The organism is Aliivibrio wodanis (assembly GCF_052920805.1).
Genome location: NZ_JBREXA010000001.1, coordinates 1,054,653 through 1,074,879, shown reverse-complemented (window position 1 = coordinate 1,074,879; position 20,227 = coordinate 1,054,653). Strand labels below are relative to the sequence as shown.

Genomic DNA, 20,227 nt, shown 5'->3' with positions numbered 1-20,227 from the left:
AAGAGAGCAATTATGGGCCTTGAAATAGTAGAAGTGTCAGCAGAGCATGACAAAGAATTAAGCCGTGTTATTAAATGCGTAGGCGAAGAATACGGAGCCGTCGGTGAGGGTTTTGGTCCATCGGATGCCGAAGTGGATGCGATGAGTTTGTCTTATACTAAAGAAAACCGCAGCCATTATTTGGTCGCGCTATTGGATGGAAAAGTCGTTGGTGGCTGTGGGCTTGCCCCATTTGGTAATGATCAAAATACCTGTGAATTGAAAAAACTGTTCTTGCTTGAAGAGAGCAGAGGACTCGGCCTTGGAAAGCAACTTGCTACCGCGTGTTTAGCGTTTGGCAAAGAGCAGGGCTTTACTCAGTGTTATCTTGATACACTTTCTAATATGGTCGCAGCGGTGCGATTGTATGAAAAACTAGGCTTTGAACATTTACCACAACCACTTGAAGAGACTCTTCATGGTGCGTGTGATGTTTGGATGCTAAAACAGCTGTAAATAAGAACTCAAGGATGAGGTATGAATAACTACAAACTGCTACGCCCGTTATACACATTGTTACAGACGCGAAGTTTGACTGAATCTGCGAGGCAATTAAATGTCACGCAATCAGCAATGAGTAGAACCTTAACTCAAATAAGATCCGCCTTTGATGATCCTATTTTGATTCGGGAGGGAAACCAGTTTGTAGTGAGTGAAAAAGGTGAGGCGTTATTGAAAAAACTGCCCTCAATATTGGCAACTCTTGATGGCTTATATGACGTAGAGATCTTCTCCCCTAAAGAGTGTACGCGAGAGTTTTCACTGGCTTACACCGCCTTTCTTTCTGAATCCATTGTTCCAGTTATATGTAAAAAAAATAGTGGCTCACGCACCTAATGCGTCGTTATATGCTCAGCTTTGGCAAGAACAACACATACAAGCGCTTTCTGACAATAAAATTGAGTTAGTTGCCTCCACGTTGGATCATTTCCCTGAAAATATTTATGGAAAAAAATTGATCGATGATGAGTACGTGATCATCATGTCTGATTCACATCCCTTAGCTAATCAGCCATTAAGTCAACAGGCTTACTTTGAATCAAAACATGTATTAGTTCATGGATTACGAGAGATGAAGCAGTACGTTGGTGAGTTATTTCAGCAGCATAAGAAAAAAAGAAAAGTGCTCGCAAAGACCCCATCATTTACTTCTGCCATAGAACTTGTATGCCAAACCGATGCGCTTGTAACGGCACCTCTGCATATCGCAGGTCAATTTGCCGATAAGCTACCAATTACAATTCAACCGTTGCCGTTTGAGCTTCCACTTCATAGTTATTATTTACTTTGGCACAGTAAATACCAGAATGACTCTGCTCATCGTTGGTTTAGAGAGCAAAGCTTCTTACTGTTACAGCTGCATTTAAAAGAGACGTATGAAGCGGGCCATCGTTATTTACATGCAATAAATGATAGTGAGGGATAACGATTAACTAGCCATCGTGGCTTATCGTTAAAGATCACGCCACCAAGCAGAGGTTTTCTGTGGTTTTGTAATGTTAAGTTTTTCCCCAATCATCGGTGTTACCAGTGATACATTCTTTTCTTCGCTTAATGCTGATACTTGTTCTAGGGGATCTTTCCAATCATGCAGTGCTAGATCAAAAGTACTGTTATGAATCGGCATCATGACCTTACCGTTAAGATCTAAATTCGCTTGCACACTTTGAGCAGGGAACATATGAATATCTGACCATAATTCGTTATACGCACCAGTTTCAATCATGGTTAAATCAAAAGGACCATACTTTTCACCAATCTCTTTAAAGCCAGAGAAGTAGCCAGAATCGCCACTGAAAAAGATATTCGCTTGTTTGCCCTTTATTGCCCAGCTTCCCCATAAGGTGCTGTTTTTATCAGTTAAACCACGGCCTGAGAAATGTTGAGTGGGTGCTAATGAAAATTCAATACCATTTAAGGTTGTAGATTGCCACCAATCAAGCTCAGTAATTTTATTCTCTGCGACCCCCCATTTTTGCAATAAAGCACCAACACGAAGAGGCACCACAAAATGCGCTACTTTATCGTTTAATAATTTAACGGCGTGTTTATCAAGGTGATCATAATGATCGTGACTAATAGCTACCACCTGAATAGCAGGAAGATCAGCAATAGAGATCGGCGTATTATGAAAACGTTTAGGGCCGACCCATTGAACAGGAGAGGCACGATCACTAAAAACAGGATCCGTTAATATCAAGTGCCCATCAAGCTTCACCAACACACTCGAATGTCCAAGGCGATATAACACCGCTTCTTGCTCTTGCATTAACTCATCAACAGAAATAGGTTGAACAGGTACGGCATTTTTTGGGATTGCTTCGGTACGAGTGGTTGAGATATACGCTTTTGCTATATCTAAAATATTACTCGCGCTGGTTGTGTATTCCATTTCACTGTTTTTAAATCGAATTGGCTCATTGCTTTTGTTTTGTTGAAAATAAGAAAACGTTAATGCCATGATGGAAACTCCGACTAAAGTGATTTTTTTGTTGTTAACCCAAGTGTACTTGTTGTTCATATTTACCCTCAATAAGTAAACTACACCGACTAGTTTACATTTAAAAAGTGAAAAGTAAACTGATTAGTGTAAAATAAAAAGAGGCAGTGTAGGCCGCTATCTACAAATTATAGTTTTTCCATAGGTATTTTTATGATTGAAAAGAAAAAAAGCAGAAGTGAATTAAAGCGTGAAGCGATTCTTACTGCGGCAAAAAAAGCATTTCAAGATGATGGAGTGCAAAATACCAGTATGGATAAGCTTGCGGCATTGGCTCAGGTATCAAAGCGAACGGTGTATAACCATTTTGAATCTAAAGAAGCCTTAGTGATGGAGCTTTTGTCGGATTTATGGAAAAACTCGATGGGAGAAATGGAGACTGAATTTTCCCAAGATATCAGTATTCAACATCAACTAGAACAACTACTATTTGCAGAATTAAATGTGATTGGTGATAAATCGTATTTAGATTTAGCGAAGGTTGCCTTTGGGCATTTTTTCTATAAACCTGAAGCGTTGCAGCAACAGATTGAGAAAATGTCAGAGCAAGAAACTGCGTTATCTCGTTGGTTGCAGGTGATGATGGACACACAACAGCTATCAATTAAAGATAAGCATAAAGCGAGTGTTCAATTGCATAGCTTACTTAAAGGAAGTGCATTTTGGCCGCAGCTTGTCGGCATGCGAAATGAGCTATCAGAACAAGAAAAACAAGAGCTAGTAGAAGATAGCGCGATGCTGTTTTTGAGTCGTTATGGCGTGGGTATAAGTCGGTAAGTTTTGTTTTTTAGATTAATAATCAAGTTGGGTTTTGTAGATTTTTTAAGGGGATGTGTAAGTCGTTTTTGGACAAAGACGTATTTCAAGTTAACCTAATAAATGTCCAGAAATAACTTTAGCAACTAAATCTCTACTACGTTCTTCCCTAATAGTGATAAAATCTCCACACCAGAATAACCGAGAAACTCTATGTTTATCCATCATGTTAACGACATCGACTGGCTAGTTATTACCGCTTTTGAAGAACTGAAAACTTTATTTATCGAAGAAGCAGGAGCTATCCCTTCTTGTTTATCTGTTGCCAGCGAATTGAGCCTAATTGCTCAAGCTAAGCGCACTTATGGATATTTGCCTACATTTAGTGGTGTAATCACTGATACTGGCACATTTCAAAGTCAGGATAACGAAGAAGATTTGAACCCACAGCTTGCCTGCCTAGTTGAAGGGCGTGGTCGTGTATTTATCTATCACGGCGGCTTTGTGGCTTTTGTGGATGACGAGCAAACCTTTATTACCCGAATTGACTGAATATTCTTTATGAGCTAATAAAAAATAACCCCACTTAAAAAAGCGGGGTTACTTGGATTCTGTTATTTCATGGGCTTTACACTCTGCGCTTTTTAAACGCGTGCCAGCCTGCACTTAAAATGGTTTTAAATACCACACCAAGCGCACTTAATTTAGGATCGGAATCTTTTCCATCAGCAATACGCCACATTTGGTGTTCGTACCACACCAATCCAACCATTCCGATTTTATCTAGCGCAGGTTTGCCAGTTGTTGGTACGGTTAGCGGCATTCCATGGTTTGGATTTTCCATTAATTTATTCGGAAAATCAGGATCAACTGCCATGGTTCGTGCTATGCCAATAAAGTCAGTCGCTGAGGTATTTAACGCCTCATTCATCGCTTGCGCAGAACGAAAACCACCAGTTACAACTAACGGTGTGTTAACTAGCTTTCTCACTTTTTCCATGTAATCCATAAAATAAGCTTCACGTTTAATGGTGCTTTCTTTTACTGGCGCTTGTTTATCTTTATCTCCCATCATTGATGGACTCTCGTAAGTTCCACCTGAGATTTCGATTAAATCGATACCGTTATCACTCAGAGTTTGCACAACTTGCATCGACTCTTCTTCAGTGAAGCCACCTTTCATAAAATCAGCACTATTAAGCTTAATTCCAACTGGGAAATCATCGCCAACTTCTTTACGAATGGCACGATATACTTCCAGTACAAAACGAAGTCGGTTTTCTAATGAACCGCCCCATTTGTCGTCACGTTGGTTATGTCTCGATGATAAAAATTGGCTGACAAGATAACCGTGAGCGCCATGTATCTGCACGCCGGTAAAGCCAGTTTGTTTTGCTAATTTAGCACTGGTGACGAATTTATTGATGATCTCGTAGATTTCACCATCAGTGAGTTCTCGTGGGGTATTAAAGCTTTTTTCTAATCCACGACCTAATGATATTGCAGAAGGGGCAACAGGATCGGCACATAAGAACTTAGGGATTTGTTTACCTGGATGGTTTAGCTGCATCCATATGTGTGAGTCATTTTGCTTGCCAGCATTTGCCCATTCACTAAATAATGCTAAGTTACTTTTCTCATCCAAAACTACATTTTTAGGCTCGCCAAGTGCGCTTCTATCTACCATTACGTTGCCAGTAATCGATAAACCAATGCCGCCTTTAGTCCAACGTTGATATAGGGTTGCCAAGCCAGAAGTAGGGTTGTGCTGCTTATCGCCCAGCTGTTCACTCATTGCTGATTTAAATAGGCGATTTTTAATGACTTGACCATTAGTAAGGGAGAAAGGTTTACTGAGAGTAATTGAATTCATGTTTGCTCTATGGTTATATTTTGCTGTATTTGGTAAGTGGTCTACTCTATTTTCGGGAAGAATAATACCCTTATTTTCGGTATCTATCTGAGCTTTTGTGATAGTTTGATATAAAAAAGTAGAGATAAAATAATGGTAGCACCACCTAGCATTTTTTGAGTTTCTAGCACTTCATTAAGTAAGGTTACACTGATCAGTAATGTCCAGATAGGCTCTAAGATCATAATCAGAGAGGCGGTTTCTATCTCTACCGAAAATTGCCCAAGGGTTTGAGCAAGATAACGAATGGCTGTTGCCACAATGGTTGAGATTAAAAACCAAAAGATAGCATGCTCTGTGAGTTCAAATGGTGTATGTGAATTGAATGATGCATATAAACAGCCACTAATTCCCACAACAAACATTTGAACGCAAATGGATAACAATGGTGTGATAGAACCAATAACGCGCTTGTTTAATACAAAGTGTAATGACAACAAAAGAGAAGAGAGCATAAACCCAAGTTGGCTTGGTTCCATTTTCCAACCATTTCCTAGGGTTAATAACATCATACCAAAAATAGAAATAGGCAAGGCTAACCAAAAGGCTTTGTTGGGTTTTTGACGAAATAGAATCCAGGCAATCAGAGGGGCAATTAGCATGGCTAAACTCATAATAAATGCGCCTTCTGCTAATGACGAAGTGATAGCAACAGCATACACCCAGACTTGCAGAGCAAGCGATAGCACTAAACCAACGCCAGTAAGCGCAAAGCCTTGTTTGATGGTTAAGTTGCGAAGTTGTTTATAACAAAAAGGAAGAAGTACTAAGCTTGCGAGCAGAAATCGTGTACCAATAAAAATATCGCCGGGAATGGTCATGACAACCATTTTTGATGCGCCCCAACCAATAGCGGCAAGAATAGTAGCGATGACGAGATAAAGGATTCCACGCATAGGTGCTTACTCTGAATATAAAAAGAAGAAAGCCAATATTACGTTATATAAAAAATAACCCCACTTAAATAAGCAGGGTTATATGATTTATTTTTGGACTCTAACTAGTAAGGCAATTGCGCTTGATACTCTGGGTAATCGGTTAGTCCTTGCTCTGCGCCACCGAATAACGTATTTGGATCATGCTCTGCCAGAGGGTAACCATGTTTAAGGCGATTTGGTAAATCAGGGTTAGCAACAAATGGACGACCAAAGCTGACCATATTTGCTAAACCGCTTGATAATGCGTGCTCTGCTTTTTCTGTATTGTAACGACCTGCGTAGATAATAGTGCCTTTGAACGCATCACGAATAGCTTCTTTAAATTCTGCAGGTGTATCTGGTGCATCGTCCCAATCCACTTCAGCAATGTGCATATACACCACGTTTAGTTTGTTCAGTAATACAGCTGCTTCAGTGTAAGTTGCAATCGGTGTTTTATCGACAGTGCCATTTAATGAAGTAAACGGAGCAAGACGAACACCAACGCGATCATGACCAATAGCATCAGTCATTGTCTCAGTCACTTCGCCTAAAAATCGCAGACGATTCTCGATAGAACCACCATATTCATCGGTACGGTTATTGGCTTCTGAATCAATGAATTGGTTAATTAAATATCCATTTGCAGCATGAAGCTCAATGCCATCAAAACCTGCCTCTATCGCATTAAGTGCAGCTTGACGATACTCTTCAACGACATCAGCAATGTCTTGTTTTGTCATTTCACGAGGTTCAACCACATCCACAAACCCCGGAGCATCAGTGCCATTATCAATAAACACTTTTACGTTTTCTGCTTTTAATGCGGACGATGAAATTGGCTGCTGACCACCGATATTATCAGGGTGAGTAACACGGCCAACGTGCCAAAGCTGAGCAAAAATAGCACCGCCTTTTGCATGCACTGCGTCGGTTACTTTTTTCCAACCTGCAATTTGTTCTTGAGAGTAGATACCCGGAGTCCATGCATAACCTTGCCCCATTTCAGAGATCTGAGTGCCCTCTGCAATGATAAGCCCCGCACTTGCTCGTTGTGCGTAATATTGCGCCATCATGTCATTAGCAACGTTGCCCGGTTGAGTAGCACGAGAACGAGTCATTGGTGGCATTACAATACGGTTTTTAAGCGTAAGGTTACCCAGTTGCATTGGTTGAAATAGTGCATTTGTCATGGTAAATCCTCTTTTTGCTTATGCGAAGGTTATTATTATTTTATTAATTAAAGTGATGTGGGTACTACCCTTGCCTAACTGACAGTTGTTATTTTTTATGGGAGTAAGATATATAAAAAAGAGGGTTTCATGAAATTATGATTTATTATTGTTTTAATAAAAAAATGTAATGATCTTTAACAGGGAGGGTGACATTTGAAATAGAATTTGACTGTCGATATGATTAAGACAAGAACTTTGGGTGCAGTAAGTAAACTAGGCTATCATGCATTACCCCTTAAATTTGATTGATGTCCTTATGCCTACCTTTTCTTTTTCACTGATCCCTACAGGGGTTAGATTCATGTTTCTTTCTGCGCTTGGATTTGCGCTCATGTCGGCGTGCGTAAAATACGTGAGTAATTACGGCATTCCAGTCTTTGAAATTGTGGCAGCAAGGGCGCTCGTTTCTTTGATCATTAGCTATGTAGATGTGAAGCGAAAAGGCATTTCGATATGGGGGAATAATAAACCCTTACTTCTTGCGCGTGGTTCAGTAGGCACGGCTGCGCTTATGTGTGTTTATTATGCAGTGACAACCTTACCTTTGGCTGAAGCCACTATCTTGCAATACGTTCATCCCATATTTACCGCATTACTTGGTGTACTTTTTCTGAAAGAACACATTCAAAAATCAACCATGATATGCATTGCTTTTTGTCTTGTTGGCTTATTTGTTATGGTTCAACCAAGTATGAACAGTGGCAGTACGAGTGAATTACCGACATTGAGCATTATTATTGCGTTATGTGGTGCTTTAGGAAGCTCGATTGCTTATGTGATAGTGAGAAAACTCAGTCAAACAGAAGACAGCTCAGTAATTATCTTTTATTTCCCATTAGTGGCGTTACCTATCTCAAGCGTGCTTATTTGGAATGACTTTGTATGGCCAAGTTTGTTCCTTACGATGATCCTGATTTTAATCGGCATCTTCACGCAAATTGGACAATATGGTTTGACTAAAGCAATGCAAACCCAAGCGGCGGGTAAAGCCTCTGCTTATTCTTATGTTCAGATTGTCTTTTCTGCGTTATTAGGTGTTTGGGTATTTAATGAAATGCCATCAATCTGGACGTATATCGGTGGTGGTTTGATTGTGACCGGTGCGCTAATTAATGTATTTGGTAAGCAGTCAGTCTTTATTCCTAAGAAAAATAACTCACTTAACTAAACGGAAGTTATTCGTACTGGTCAAATATGAGGTTTTTTACCCTGTAAATTATTTTTTTATTCATATATGACGTAATACATAGTATCATTATTATGTTTTTACCAAATATGAATAAATCAATCAGTTTTTTTATTCATATATTCATTTTTGATAAGAGGGTTGCTGTTATGGATACTAATGAAGCTCAAGTAAAGCTAACTTCGCTATATAATGAAATGCAGGGGCTTATCGATGAGATCACTGAATTAAAAACAAACCCAAGCAGTAAACTCCGTCTTGATCATCAGCATGCAGAGCTAGACAAAATACTTCTAGAAAAAAGAAAGCAATTGGGCATTTCAATTGAAGATCTTGAACTGCAAACAGATATTTCGTTTTCAACGATACAGCGGATCTTAAAAGACCCTCATAATGCCAAGTTATCTAATGTTCTTAGCATTTGTAATGAATTAGGAGTGAAGTTATGGATAGAAAAGTAAATGTCTATCTGTATAAGCAACTCGCAGGGATATTAACTCAAAAAGACAATTGCTTTACTTTTACTTATAGCGAGAGTTATCGAGGAAAACCACTGTCTTTAAGCTTTCCCCTAAAAGAGAAAAGCTTTACAGAAGAGTGCTTACATCCATTTTTTGCAAGCCTAGCCCCTGAAGGTTGGTTAAAAAAACGGTATTCAGAAATTCAAAAAATAGATGAAAACGATACGTTAGGCATGCTAATACAAAATGGAAATAACTTAATTGGGGCGGTTCGTTTAGAGAGGTTTGAAGAATAATGTATCCAGAAGATAAATGTTTAATCAGCCTGACTCCTTTAACAGATAAGAACCAGTTTCAAGATGAGTATACCAAAGCGGGAATCAAATACTTAACGGCTGATCCAACAACAATAATGCGCCTACCTTTTACACGTAGCGGATTTATTACGGATCAACCTAAAAAACAAAAAGGAATGAGTATTTCAGGGTATCAACCCAAGCTATCACTTGTTATCAATGAACAAAAATTTGAAGTCGTAGAAAACGAAGCGCAGTACATCCTTAAGCCATCACCAGAAGAGTTTCCTCATTTAGCCGAAAATGAGCACGCCACCATGCTAGTGATGAAAAATTTAGGCTTTGATATACCAGAGTTTGGGCTCGTTCGATTTAAAAAAGATGAGCAAGGTAATGAAGAGAAAGCATTTATCATTAAACGTTTTGATCGCAATGAAAACAAAGAACCGATCCATCAAGAGCAATTAGATGCGGCAATGAATATTGCGGAAAAGTACGGCAAAATCAAAGATGATGGTGAGAACTATGTGAGCTATGAGCGAATTTGGGATTTCCTTTCTGAAAACTTAGATAATACGCTAAAACTTAAAAAAGATTTTTTTCGCCGAGTATTTGTTGCTTATCTATTGGGTAATAATGATTTACACCTTAGAAACTTTGGGATACTTCGACCGGAAGTTGCAGAAGATAGTTTAGCCCCTATTTATGATTATGTATCAGTCGCGCCATATAAAGAATACATCAGTGATCGAATGGCATTGCCGCTGCTTAAATTAGAGGAAGGGGGAGAGGTGCAAAGCAATGGCTTTGAGAAGCACTCGCACTATACAGGCTATGATTTTATTCAGTTTGGTAACGCCATGAGTCTAAACCAAAAGATGACAATTAAGCTGATGGATGACGTACTAAAACATAAGGATCGTATTTTAAATATATATCGAGAAAGTTTTATGTCTAAAGAGCAATATAGTGCAATAGAGAAGTGGATAATTTCGATAGCGTTTTATGCACAAGACCGTGATGAGTATATTCCTTAACTCAACAATACAGTGATCTTGAAAGTGATACCAATTCTATTAATTATCTGATCATTATTCCTGGTTAAATAACTCAATAGTTGCGTTAAAAATTATTATTGTAGAATAACTACTTATAAGAATTTTTGCCTTACTCTTAAGTGATTTTCCTGCGTAATAAATAGATCACCTAATTAGTTACATTGGTATTAATATTTTTATTGTCAGCGAGTAACGCTACCCCTAAGAGAAGTAATTTGAAATAAAATCAATAAATGCACGAATGCGTTGAGGTTGGTGCTCACTATCTTTATAGACCATATACATAGGTAACTTCACCGTTTTATATTGGTCTAATATTTGCGTTAGTGAGCCCGATGTTAACTCGTGCTCTACCATCCATTTTGGCATTGCCGCCACGCCTTGACCTAGTTTTGCCATTTGAACCAGCATCTCTGGGCTGTCACTTCGTACTTTTTCTTTTATCTTAACTTTTGTTTCTTTTCCATCATTGAAGCGCCATAGGTTCGATGGTGTCGATAACGAATAGGTTAGGCACTGGTGTTGTGCTAAATCCTCTGCAATTTCGATAGTAGGATGTTTTTCTAAATAATCAGGAGACGCAAAATAGACGAGTTCATTATCCATTATCCATCTTGCTTTTAGCCCTGAATCTTTGAGATAGGCCGCCCGAATAGCTATATCTATATCGCTCTCAACCAAATCAACAAATTTATCCGATACCGATACATCAACAGAAAGCTCTGGATGTAAATTTAGGAATTCATTGAGTGGTACAGAGAGTTTTTGAACACTAAAAGCACTAGGAACAGATAGCTTTAAAGTACCAGAGATGGACGTTTGTTCCTGTCGTAATTGAGATTCAACAAGGTTCATTTCATCAGTAAGTTTCAGCGCTAAGCTTAAATATTGTTTACCACCTGTTGTTAGACTGATCGCACGGGCATGACGGTGAAATAAAGTAATGCCTACTTGTTGTTCAAGCCATGCAATCTTTTTACTGACCGCGCTCTGGGTTGTATTGAGTTCGTTTGCAGCAGCAGTAAATGTGCCTAAGCTAGCAACACGAGTAAAGACTTTTAAACAATCAAACTTATCCATAGTCATTCCTATTTGGAATAGTAATAAGCCTAATCTTAGTATTCTTCTATTCTAATTGGAATGCTTTAATGGCTCTATTGTTTATAGAGGAGTTAAATCATGTTGTTTATTCAAGGGGTATTAATCGCGTTTTTCTTGTTTGCTAGTTCAGTCAAAATATTTGGTTGGGTAAAGGCGATATTTGAACCACAACTTGCCTTCTTTTATCGTTATGGCCTGAACCGTGCGGCAATGTTTGCTGTGGGTGTTATTGAAGCCACAGGTGCTGTTGTGATGTTAGTGGGGATGTTTACAATAAACCCATTATTAAGTGCGATGGGTGCTAGTTTGATTACGCTAACATCCATTGGGGCGATGTTCTTTCATTTTCGATTTGATACTTGGAAAGACGCAGTCCCATCAATGGTGACGTTAGTGTTGTCTCTTATTATTGCGTTACCTTTATTAGAGAGATTGATTTAATTATTTCTGAATAAAAATGGTGCGACACTGTCGCACCATTTGAAGTATTTGATAGTAGCTACCTGATGATATTCAGTAATAGCTAAGTTCTAATTAAGCCCATCGTAAGAGGCTATGGCTTGTTTTAGTTGCTCAAAATCAGGGCTGCATAAATGCGGTTTGAGAGCATTGAATTTATTAGTAGACCATTCGTAAATTTTAAAAGACAACAGCTCTTCTATCATGGAAGGCTCAAAGCGATATTTCACGTGTTTTGCTGGAGAGCCTGCAACTACGCTGTATGGCTCAACATCTTTGGTTACTACGCTATTTGCGGCAATAACAGCACCTTCACCAATGGTTACGCCGGGCATGATCATTGCTCTCATGCCTAACCAAGCGCCGTCATGAATGTGAGTGTCGCCCTTGCTTGCATAAGAGTCGTCGATAAAGTCCATAAATGGGTATAAACAAAAACCAATCAGTTCTGTGGTTATGGTTTCCGCCCATTAAGATAATAACTTCAGCGGCGATACAGACGTAATCACCAATATGAAGTTTATCGATTTCCCATCTTGGCTCCCATTGACGGCTGATTTTATCTCCGTGTAAATACCGAACAACAGAGTCTTCAAAACCGTTATCCCAGCAATCACTGTAATAGCTATGGGTGCCTTTAATGTGAATGTTATTGTTGGTTACAACTTCATGAAGTAACTGAAACTTTGACCAGTGCTTTTCTTGCATAATAAACCTTTTAACTTATATAAAAATAATGGGGTTGGCATTAATTTAAAATAAGTCAGTGGATTCTAGGCTGTTTCAGTAGGGGGATAAGCTTCATGATTATTGTCCTTACAGTTTGAGTGGATAATAACACATTTTCACATTTACTTGTGTTGTTTCGAATATTGCGAATATTGACTTTATTTCGAATATTTCGGATACTGTAACTATTGTACAATTTGTACACATGAATATAGAGAGAATAAATATGAATGCAGCGATAAAGTTGCCAAGCGCAGAAGAAATAGCATTGGCTAAGCTTGGTAGTCAGGAGCTATCAGCCGTAATTGAAACCAATGGGGAAGCTCAAAGGATCAACGTTGTTGATAAATTAGGTAAATCTCATGAAGTAACGATACCTGCGAGCGCATTAAATATGATGATAGAGGTACTAACTCAATTAGGGCAAGGTAACTCTGTTAGCATTACACCTATTCATGCAGAACTAACAACACAAGAAGGGGCTGATATGTTAAATATGTCACGGCCTACATTTATTAAGCTTCTTGATTCGCAAGAAATTCCGTTTAGCCGTACAGGTAATCGTAGAAAAGTCGCGTTTGCCGATATTATGGAATATAAGGATCGTTTAGAAGAGCGTAGGCTTGCTTCACTTGCGGAATTGTCAGCATTAGATCAAGAGCTGAATATGGGGTATTAATGTCATCATATACAGTAATACTAGATGCGTGTGTTATGTATCCTGCTCCTCTTCGTAGTTACCTAATGTATTTAGCCAATACTGGTTTATTTAGAGCACGGTGGACAGATCAGATACATGATGAATGGATTCGTAATCTACTTATAAATAATCCTGACGTTAACCCTGCCAGTCTTGAAAGAATTAAAACACTAATGAATGCAAATGTTCCTGATTGTTTGGTTGAGGGATATGAACCTTTAATTGATGGACTTACTTTGCCGGATGTGGATGATAGGCATGTTGTTGCTGCTGCAATTAAAGGGCAAGCAGAGTCTATTATTACTTTTAATCTAAAGGATTTTCCATCAAAGGAGCTTGAGCCTTTGGGATTATCTGCAATACATCCTGATGAGTTTCTGTGTGATATGTTTGAATTAGATAATAGTGCGTGTGTTAAAGCTGCTCAACAGCAAAGAAGCTCATTGAAAAAACCACCAATGACCCAAGATGAGTTTTTAATTTGTTTGCAAAAACAGAGGCTTCCAAGTGTTTGTGTCAAAGTTAAAAAGCTTTAAGTTAATGCTGTAGTTTTAAATGATCGTTGTTTGGGTTTAACTAAAAATGACAAAACAAAAAAGGCATTAGCAACTTTGATTTTGCTAATGCCTAGAATTTGTATATTGAGCGTTATTAACGCTTATTCAACGTCACAATCAGTACAGCATTGTAGAGCGATTTCGTGCTCAAATACCGCTACCTCGCTACCATCTTTTAGCAACTCAGCGATTTCATCTGCAACTTCTTTCTCATCGTCTGCTTCAATTTGACCTTCTAGCTCTTCTTCAGAGTAACCGTAGAAATTCAGCAATAAGTAATCACGAGCTTCAGCTTTAGTACAAGTCACGTTTACTGAAAGATCAGCTTCAACGTTGCCTTGCTCGATAATTGCAGTCAATTGTGCTTGAACATCGTCTTTCATTGTTGCTGTTAACCAACCAAGATCAGTGTTTACTTTGGTTTTTTTACAGTCAAAACAAGGCAGTTTGTGAAAGTAATATTGAAAGTTAGTCATAGGTAATTTCTCTTTGAGTGTTGTATAGCAAGATTATGCGTATTTTTGAGGAAAATACTATCTTAAATTAGGTTACTATCCTGCAACTAATCTGTCTTGGGGAAAGGTAAATGGATAGAAACGAGTTAGTTACCTTGCTAATTTAGTAATCCGTGAATCATTTAAGTATTGTAAACCGAAAGTTGTGAATGCTTAAAGCAAATAGTAAACTCGTACTTAATTATATAGCTGGTAGTATAAAAACATTGAAGCGGATTAAGGGACTCTATGATTCATTTTATTGACCGATACGAAAAGCTGATAATTATTATGTTTTCAATGATACAAACTATAGTGATAGTGGCTAGTATATTCTTTGCAATAAATGAGTTTAAGGGCAAAGAAACCGACAACTATCATAATGTACGTGCAGAGTCCTGGGACATATATAAAAGTAATAAGAACACAATTTCAGCTTTAAGAGAATTCTGGCACTCGGTACCTTTGGATTATGATAAAAAGTCATATCATCGAGCGATAACTTTGTTCTATAGTCCCATTGAATCTGATGTGTTAGAAATGTACACAGAGTTTGAAATGTGCTTGAGAGTAGATCGTTGTAATGAAGAAATACTACTTGAACTGGCATGTTCTGATGCGATAAACGTAGCACGGATAATATATCAAGATCACGGAGATGTATTATTTTACGCTTATAGCGTAAATAAAAGCTCTGAATTACCTATTAACATGTTTCACTTTACTAAAAGATGCGTAGAAAAAGCCTCCTTTGTTGGTGATTTTGAGTGGTTAGAAAATTACCAAAAGCTAGTACTGAAACATTAACTATTAATTTAATCCTAGTACTGTAGATTATAAATTAGGTATGTTTCGTCTTATAAGAACGGTGTAAAGACTTTATTATTTTCAGTAGTGAATTGTTATTAACAGTATACGATTGGTAAGTTTTCTCCTCCCCCACAAATCATCACAAGAACACAATAAAACTGAAGCATAACTGTCATCTTTCATCCCTACTATGAGCATCACATTAACGGTTACTCATAACTAAATCATTAGGGAATAAGATGAAAAAGCAATTGATAACAGGTGTTCTAGCGTCAGTACTTTCAACGACAGCCATGGCAGAAACGAACATAACGTGGTGGCATGCAATGAGTGGTCAGCTAGGCGAAACAGTCAATACTATTGCTCGTGATTTTAATGCTTCACAAGATGAATACAAAATTACCCCAGTGTTTAAAGGCTCATACGTAGAAACCCTTACCGCAGGCATTGCCGCTTATCGTGCCGACCAAGCGCCGAACATTCTGCAAGTGGCCGATGTGGGCGCTGCAACCATCATCAATGCCCCTGGGGTTGCAAAACCTGTCGAAGATATTCTCGTTCAATCTGGCTATTCATTTAATAACAAAGACTACATAGCAGGGGTTCGTAACTTCTACGCAGACAGCAATGGCAAAATGATTGGTATGCCATTCAACAGCTCAACCCCAGTGCTTTATTACAACAAAGATATTCTTGCAAAAGCAGGGGTTGAAGCGCCTAAAACCTACGAAGAGCTAGAACAAGTCGCGAAAAAATTAAAAGCGCAAGGCTACGCTACTTTCTCACAATCTTTAACGCCTTGGATCATGTTCGAAAACTTCAAGTCTCGCCACAACCTTCCTGTTGCCAATAAAAACAATGGCTTTGATGCGCCTGCGACCAACATCATGATCAATACGCCAGACATGGCAATGCACTTTAACAAGCTAAAAGAGTGGTCAGACAAAGGGTATTACAAGTATTACGGCTCAGATTGGGATGCAAACCAACAACCATTTGAAAAAGAAAAAGTGGCGATGTGGTTAGGATCGTCAGGCTCATTTGGTGGGTTACGTAACCGTGTTGATTTTGAACTAGGTACAACGTATTTACCATATTGGAAATCAGTGAATGAAGAGGCAGGCCGTACCTTTATTGGTGGTGCTGCACTGTTTGCTATTGATGGAAAACCTAAAAAAGAACAGCAAGCGGTAGCAGCCTTCTTTAGTTATTTAACAAGCCCTGAGACACAAATGTTTTGGCATAAATCAACGGGTTATGTAACGGTCACTAAAGCCGCGTATGAACTAACAAAGAAATCAGGCTATTACCAAGATCAACCTGATGCAGAAGTGGGTGTAAAACAACTGAGCTTACCGGGTGGGGAATGGACGCGTGGTTACCGTTTAGGTTTCTACTCTCAAATCCAAGAAGTAATGCATCGTGAATTTGATAACGTATTTGCTGATCGAATTACGGTAGAAAAAGCACTCGCTAATATCGATAAAGAAAGCAAAGTGATGTTAAACCGTTTCGCGCGTTCTGTGCGATAACCAAGGTTTCACTGTGGCTGATTTAGGTTAGCCACAGTGACGTTTTTCTTTTTAATGTAGTAGGTTATAACAGTGGAACAACGACAACAATTTACCCACTCGGCGTTGCCTTATGCTCTTTTAGTACCACAAATCGCCATTATTGCTGTGTTCTTTTTCTATCCCGCAGCAGAAGCAGTTTATCTCTCATTTATGTTAGAAGACCCTTGGGGGTTGTCATCAACCTTTGTTGGTTTCGAGAATTACGACATTATTTTTAGCTCGGCAGAGTATTTAAGATCGATCTTTTTTACGGTTGGCTTTGCCATTGTGGTGTCATTTTTATCATTAGCCATCGCGCTTTTACTGGCGGTGAAAGCCAATAATATTTTGCATGGTAAGAGTGCTTATAAAATTACGCTCACTTGGGTCTATGCGGTTGCTCCTGCTGTGGCTGGTATTATGGGCGGCTTTATTTTTAACCCTCATATTGGTGTATTTACCGATATCTTTGCCAGTCTTGGTTGGGATTTTAGCTTATACACCAGTCCTTTTGATGCCACACTGACCTTAATTTTAGTCTCGGTGTGGAAGCAAGTCTCGGTTAACTTTATCTACTTTCTTGCAGGGCTACAGTCTATTTCTTATGCAGTGAATGAAGCGGCTATGTTGGATTGTGAAAGTGACCGCCGTCGATTCTGGACCATCACTTTTCCACTGCTTGCTCCTACGGGCTTTTTCTTATTAGTCATCAACTTAACTTATGCCTTTTTTGAGACCTTCGGCGTTATCGACACCTTAACGTCAGGCGGTCCGGGTGGGGGAACTACCTCATTGGTGTATAAAATTTATCGTGATGGCTTCATAGGAACAGACATTGGTGGCAGTGCGGCGCAGTCGGTAGTGTTACTGGTTTTAGTTCTAATGCTGACTTGGGTTCAATTTAAGTTTATTGAAAAGCGTGTGCACTATTAATTCAAAGAGATGTATTCGTACAACTGCAATGATGAGAATTTTATTATGAAACAGAATCAATGGTTCGATCATGTCATCCTGATATTAGGGGCGCTTTTTATGGTCATCCCTATTTGGCTAATTTTCGCTAGCTCGACTCACAACCCAAACACCATTATTAGTGATGGATTACAGTGGTGGCCGGGCAGTAACTTCCTTGAGGTTTACGGTGAGGTGTGGGACAAGAGCATCGGCTTTAGTACGGATGTGAATGCCAAATCAATGATCATTAACTCAATGGTAATGGGACTTGGTTTTGCGATTGGCAAGATCATTATTTCGATGATGGCAGCTTATGCCTTGGTCTATTTTCGTATGCCATTTGCGTCACTGTGGTTTTGGCTGATTTTTGTCACACTTCTTTTGCCATTAGAAGTTCGTATCATTCCTTCTTATGAGGTGGTTGCGAATTTAGGAATGTTAAATAGTTTTTCTGGGCTCATTTTACCTTTGATTGCTTCGGCAACCGCGACGTTTTTCTTTCGCCAATTTTTTAGAACCATCCCGAATGAATTACTAGAAGCGGCTCAACTTGATAATGCTGGACCCATCCGTTTTTTTCTCGATATTTTATTACCACTATCAAAAACCATGATCGCTGCGATTTTCATCATTATGTTTGTCGTGGGTTGGAACCAATATTTATGGCCAATCATGATGACCACAGATGAGAGTTACAACACTATCGTGATGGGCGTGAAACAGTTATTGAGTGACATAAGCCAAAGTAGTCAACCGCGTTACGACCAAGCCTTTGCTCTGGTTATATTTGCCATGTTGCCACCGATTTTAGTGGTTATTATTTTTCAGCGTTGGTTTGTGAAAGGCCTTGTTGAAACCGAGAAATAACCGTGCAGATGCGGTGATGAAACCGCATTGCCAATCCCCAATTTGTGAAGAGATAGACTATGTTAGCACTTAAAAATTTAGTAAAAACGTATGAGAATGGTCACCAAGCGGTAAAAGGTGTTTCTGTTGATATTAAGCAAGGTGAGTTCATTGTATTGGTTGGCCCGTCAGGCTGTGGTAAATCATCCATCTTGCGCTCTATCGCAGGATTAGAGTCGATCACTGGTGGCGAAATTGAGCTAAATCATCGTCGTATTGATACTGAAAAACCTGCCAGCCGTGACATTGCGATGGTGTTTCAAAACTATGCGTTATACCCACACATGACGGTGTATGACAACTTGGCTTATGGCCTAAAAAATCGTGGTGTTGATAAAGCTACGATCACATCAAAAATTGAAAAAGTGGCAGAAACCCTCAAGATCGCAGATTATCTAGATAGAAAGCCTGCAAAGTTATCAGGTGGGCAGCGTCAACGTGTTGCGATGGGACGTGCGATTGTACGTGATCCGCAGTTATTCTTATTTGATGAGCCGTTATCGAATCTAGATGCTTCTTTACGTGCGCATATGCGTTTAGAAATTAAAAAGCTGCAACGTGAGTTAGGCGTAACCAGTGTGTATGTGACTCATGATCAAGTGGAAGCGATGACCTTGGCTGATCGCATTATCGTGTTAAATCAAGGCGAGATTGAGCAAATAGGCACGCCATCAGAGGTGTATCACCAACCAGCGAGTACGTTTGTGGCGAGTTTTATTGGTAGCCCTGCGATGAATTTCCATCAAGCAGAAATTAAAAATGGCGTGATTAAGTTTGATCAACAAAGTGTGTTTCTTGCTGAATATGCCCATTTACCTGCTCAGATTATTCAACTTGGTATTAGACCTGAACACGCCTTGTTAGAGTCAGTAAATACAGGACTAAGCTTTCAACTAAGTGTGCAAGCGGTTGAACCTTTAGGGCCGAATCAATTAGTGCATGGCTTGGTTAATGGAAAAATATTTACAGCATTAACCCCAGAGTTAGATTTCGCAACTCAAGAATCGTTAACTTTGAATGTCGCAAGGCAGCACTTGCATCTGTTTGATGAGGCAGGGAAGCGCTTATTGGCTGATACAAATGTGTTAGCGCAAGCAAGCTAGCTCACTTTAATGCTGGCGAATACCAAGAGTCAATCAAACTTGCTTCATCTGATGTAATAGCGAACACTCCAACGGGCATGTTCTTAGACTTTATTGCTGTGAGTCTGAACGCACCAAAAGCGGAAGTCGCAGGCCTTGCTTCAACGTCGGTGTTTACCACCCAGATCTTGGAGAGCGTTATTATGGTGACGTGTCTAATGCGAATATGGCTAACATTGAAGTCGATAAGCTACCAAAAGTGGATTTTGAATTAATCATCAACAAAGCAGATTTCACAAAAGTCGTTCTTGGTGAGACAACCTTAGAGGCATTATTCAAATCTGGTCAAGCGGGTGTGAAAGGCGATGCATCGCTGTTAGAACAACTGGCGGGTTCACTAGATAAGTTTGATGGCATGTTTGAAATTCTACCAATGCCAAGAAAATAACATTTAATGAAAAAATCTCCCCTCAGTGGATAATGCAATGCCAGTCAGTTAAGTTGACTGGCATTTTTAGTTTG

Annotated in this window: 23 protein-coding genes and 2 pseudogenes; 18 read left to right on the top strand and 7 right to left on the bottom strand. The window is 39.1% G+C overall.

Translation table 11 applies throughout. The features are described from left to right. Positions 1–12: 12 nt before the first annotated feature. The 3 genes from ACU5DF_RS04950 to ACU5DF_RS04940 are packed head-to-tail and all read left to right on the top strand — an operon-like array spanning position 13 to position 1,465. Positions 13–495, top strand: coding sequence for a GNAT family N-acetyltransferase (locus tag ACU5DF_RS04950; protein WP_105063585.1), 483 nt, complete (start codon positions 13–15; stop codon positions 493–495). Positions 496–516: 21 nt separating this feature from the next. Next, a complete protein-coding gene (locus ACU5DF_RS04945; RefSeq protein ID WP_446712021.1) occupies positions 517–876 on the top strand; it encodes a LysR family transcriptional regulator in 360 nt (119 codons plus the stop codon). Then, positions 860–1,465: a LysR substrate-binding domain-containing protein gene (locus ACU5DF_RS04940; protein WP_446712020.1), complete on the top strand. Its 606-nt coding sequence runs from the start codon at positions 860–862 to the stop codon at positions 1,463–1,465. The genes ACU5DF_RS04945 and ACU5DF_RS04940 overlap by 17 nt, the downstream gene beginning before the upstream one ends. A 27-nt stretch (positions 1,466–1,492) precedes the next feature. Here ACU5DF_RS04940 and ACU5DF_RS04935 read toward each other — a convergent pair whose 3' ends face one another. Continuing rightward, a complete protein-coding gene (locus tag ACU5DF_RS04935; RefSeq protein WP_446712019.1) occupies positions 1,493–2,560 on the bottom strand; it encodes an MBL fold metallo-hydrolase in 1,068 nt (355 codons plus the stop codon). Positions 2,561–2,692: 132 nt separating this feature from the next. Between ACU5DF_RS04935 and ACU5DF_RS04930 the strand changes: the two genes are divergently transcribed. Together ACU5DF_RS04930 and ACU5DF_RS04925 are read left to right on the top strand one after the other, a co-directional pair. Then, on the top strand, positions 2,693–3,316 hold the full coding sequence (locus tag ACU5DF_RS04930) for a TetR/AcrR family transcriptional regulator (RefSeq protein ID WP_446712018.1): 624 nt from the start codon (positions 2,693–2,695) through the stop codon (positions 3,314–3,316). Positions 3,317–3,508: 192 nt separating this feature from the next. After that, entirely contained in the window at positions 3,509–3,847 is a 339-nt protein-coding gene (locus ACU5DF_RS04925) for a cytosolic protein (protein ID WP_446712017.1), read from the top strand. Between the two features lie 76 nt (positions 3,848–3,923). Here ACU5DF_RS04925 and ACU5DF_RS04920 read toward each other — a convergent pair whose 3' ends face one another. From ACU5DF_RS04920 to ACU5DF_RS04910, 3 genes are all read right to left on the bottom strand, one after another. Then, positions 3,924–5,168, bottom strand: coding sequence for an NADH:flavin oxidoreductase/NADH oxidase family protein (locus tag ACU5DF_RS04920; protein WP_446712016.1), 1,245 nt, complete (start codon positions 5,166–5,168; stop codon positions 3,924–3,926). Positions 5,169–5,251: 83 nt separating this feature from the next. Next, positions 5,252–6,103 (bottom strand): DMT family transporter, encoded by an 852-nt coding sequence (locus ACU5DF_RS04915; protein WP_446712015.1) that lies wholly within the window; start codon positions 6,101–6,103, stop codon positions 5,252–5,254. Between the two features lie 104 nt (positions 6,104–6,207). Continuing rightward, entirely contained in the window at positions 6,208–7,317 is a 1,110-nt protein-coding gene (locus ACU5DF_RS04910) for an alkene reductase (RefSeq protein ID WP_446712014.1), read from the bottom strand. A 298-nt stretch (positions 7,318–7,615) separates the two neighbouring features. On the opposite strand from ACU5DF_RS04910, the gene ACU5DF_RS04905 reads away from it, so the two are divergent. From ACU5DF_RS04905 to ACU5DF_RS04890, 4 genes are all read left to right on the top strand, one after another. Beyond that, positions 7,616–8,527, top strand: coding sequence for a DMT family transporter (locus ACU5DF_RS04905; protein WP_446712013.1), 912 nt, complete (start codon positions 7,616–7,618; stop codon positions 8,525–8,527). A 167-nt stretch (positions 8,528–8,694) separates the two neighbouring features. Then, the gene (locus ACU5DF_RS04900) at positions 8,695–9,006 is read left to right on the top strand and encodes a helix-turn-helix domain-containing protein (protein ID WP_446712012.1); all 312 of its coding nucleotides are present in this window, start codon (positions 8,695–8,697) and stop codon (positions 9,004–9,006) included. After that, positions 8,991–9,302, top strand: coding sequence for a HipA N-terminal domain-containing protein (locus tag ACU5DF_RS04895; protein ID WP_446712011.1), 312 nt, complete (start codon positions 8,991–8,993; stop codon positions 9,300–9,302). The genes ACU5DF_RS04900 and ACU5DF_RS04895 overlap by 16 nt, the downstream gene beginning before the upstream one ends. After that, the gene (locus ACU5DF_RS04890; RefSeq protein WP_446712010.1) at positions 9,302–10,339 is read left to right on the top strand and encodes a type II toxin-antitoxin system HipA family toxin; all 1,038 of its coding nucleotides are present in this window, start codon (positions 9,302–9,304) and stop codon (positions 10,337–10,339) included. Before ACU5DF_RS04895 ends, ACU5DF_RS04890 begins: the two co-directional genes overlap by 1 nt. A 222-nt stretch (positions 10,340–10,561) precedes the next feature. Here ACU5DF_RS04890 and ACU5DF_RS04885 read toward each other — a convergent pair whose 3' ends face one another. Next, positions 10,562–11,440: a LysR family transcriptional regulator gene (locus ACU5DF_RS04885; RefSeq protein ID WP_446712009.1), complete on the bottom strand. Its 879-nt coding sequence runs from the start codon at positions 11,438–11,440 to the stop codon at positions 10,562–10,564. Between the two features lie 99 nt (positions 11,441–11,539). On the opposite strand from ACU5DF_RS04885, the gene ACU5DF_RS04880 reads away from it, so the two are divergent. After that, positions 11,540–11,902, top strand: a complete 363-nt coding sequence (locus tag ACU5DF_RS04880; RefSeq protein ID WP_446712008.1) for a DoxX family protein — start codon at positions 11,540–11,542, stop codon at positions 11,900–11,902. Between the two features lie 89 nt (positions 11,903–11,991). Here ACU5DF_RS04880 and ACU5DF_RS04875 read toward each other — a convergent pair. Further along, positions 11,992–12,628, bottom strand: a pseudogene (locus tag ACU5DF_RS04875) (CatB-related O-acetyltransferase). Between the two features lie 247 nt (positions 12,629–12,875). Here ACU5DF_RS04875 and ACU5DF_RS04870 point away from each other — a divergent pair. Both ACU5DF_RS04870 and ACU5DF_RS04865 read left to right on the top strand, forming a co-directional pair. After that, positions 12,876–13,328, top strand: a complete 453-nt coding sequence (locus ACU5DF_RS04870) for a helix-turn-helix domain-containing protein (protein WP_446712007.1) — start codon at positions 12,876–12,878, stop codon at positions 13,326–13,328. Continuing rightward, entirely contained in the window at positions 13,328–13,885 is a 558-nt protein-coding gene (locus tag ACU5DF_RS04865) for a PIN domain-containing protein (protein WP_446712006.1), read from the top strand. The genes ACU5DF_RS04870 and ACU5DF_RS04865 overlap by 1 nt, the downstream gene beginning before the upstream one ends. A gap of 122 nt (positions 13,886–14,007) precedes the next feature. Here ACU5DF_RS04865 and ACU5DF_RS04860 read toward each other — a convergent pair whose 3' ends face one another. Continuing rightward, positions 14,008–14,382, bottom strand: a complete 375-nt coding sequence (locus ACU5DF_RS04860) for a hypothetical protein (protein ID WP_446702074.1) — start codon at positions 14,380–14,382, stop codon at positions 14,008–14,010. Between the two features lie 267 nt (positions 14,383–14,649). Here ACU5DF_RS04860 and ACU5DF_RS04855 point away from each other — a divergent pair, with 267 nt between their 5' ends. From ACU5DF_RS04855 to ACU5DF_RS04830, 6 genes and pseudogenes are all read left to right on the top strand, one after another. Further along, positions 14,650–15,207, top strand: coding sequence for a hypothetical protein (locus ACU5DF_RS04855; protein WP_446712005.1), 558 nt, complete (start codon positions 14,650–14,652; stop codon positions 15,205–15,207). Between the two features lie 242 nt (positions 15,208–15,449). Continuing rightward, positions 15,450–16,742: an extracellular solute-binding protein gene (locus tag ACU5DF_RS04850; RefSeq protein ID WP_446712004.1), complete on the top strand. Its 1,293-nt coding sequence runs from the start codon at positions 15,450–15,452 to the stop codon at positions 16,740–16,742. Between the two features lie 72 nt (positions 16,743–16,814). After that, positions 16,815–17,696, top strand: coding sequence for an ABC transporter permease subunit (locus ACU5DF_RS04845; RefSeq protein WP_446712003.1), 882 nt, complete (start codon positions 16,815–16,817; stop codon positions 17,694–17,696). 45 nt (positions 17,697–17,741) lie between these two features. Then, complete coding sequence (ugpE, locus tag ACU5DF_RS04840) at positions 17,742–18,584, top strand: sn-glycerol-3-phosphate ABC transporter permease UgpE (protein WP_446712002.1); 843 nt, start codon at positions 17,742–17,744, stop codon at positions 18,582–18,584. 59 nt (positions 18,585–18,643) lie between these two features. Then, the gene (ugpC, locus tag ACU5DF_RS04835) at positions 18,644–19,726 is read left to right on the top strand and encodes a sn-glycerol-3-phosphate ABC transporter ATP-binding protein UgpC (RefSeq protein ID WP_446712001.1); all 1,083 of its coding nucleotides are present in this window, start codon (positions 18,644–18,646) and stop codon (positions 19,724–19,726) included. A gap of 14 nt (positions 19,727–19,740) precedes the next feature. Then, positions 19,741–20,153, top strand: a pseudogene (locus ACU5DF_RS04830) (alkyl sulfatase C-terminal domain-containing protein); the annotation flags it as partial. Between the last annotated feature and the right edge of the window lie 74 nt (positions 20,154–20,227).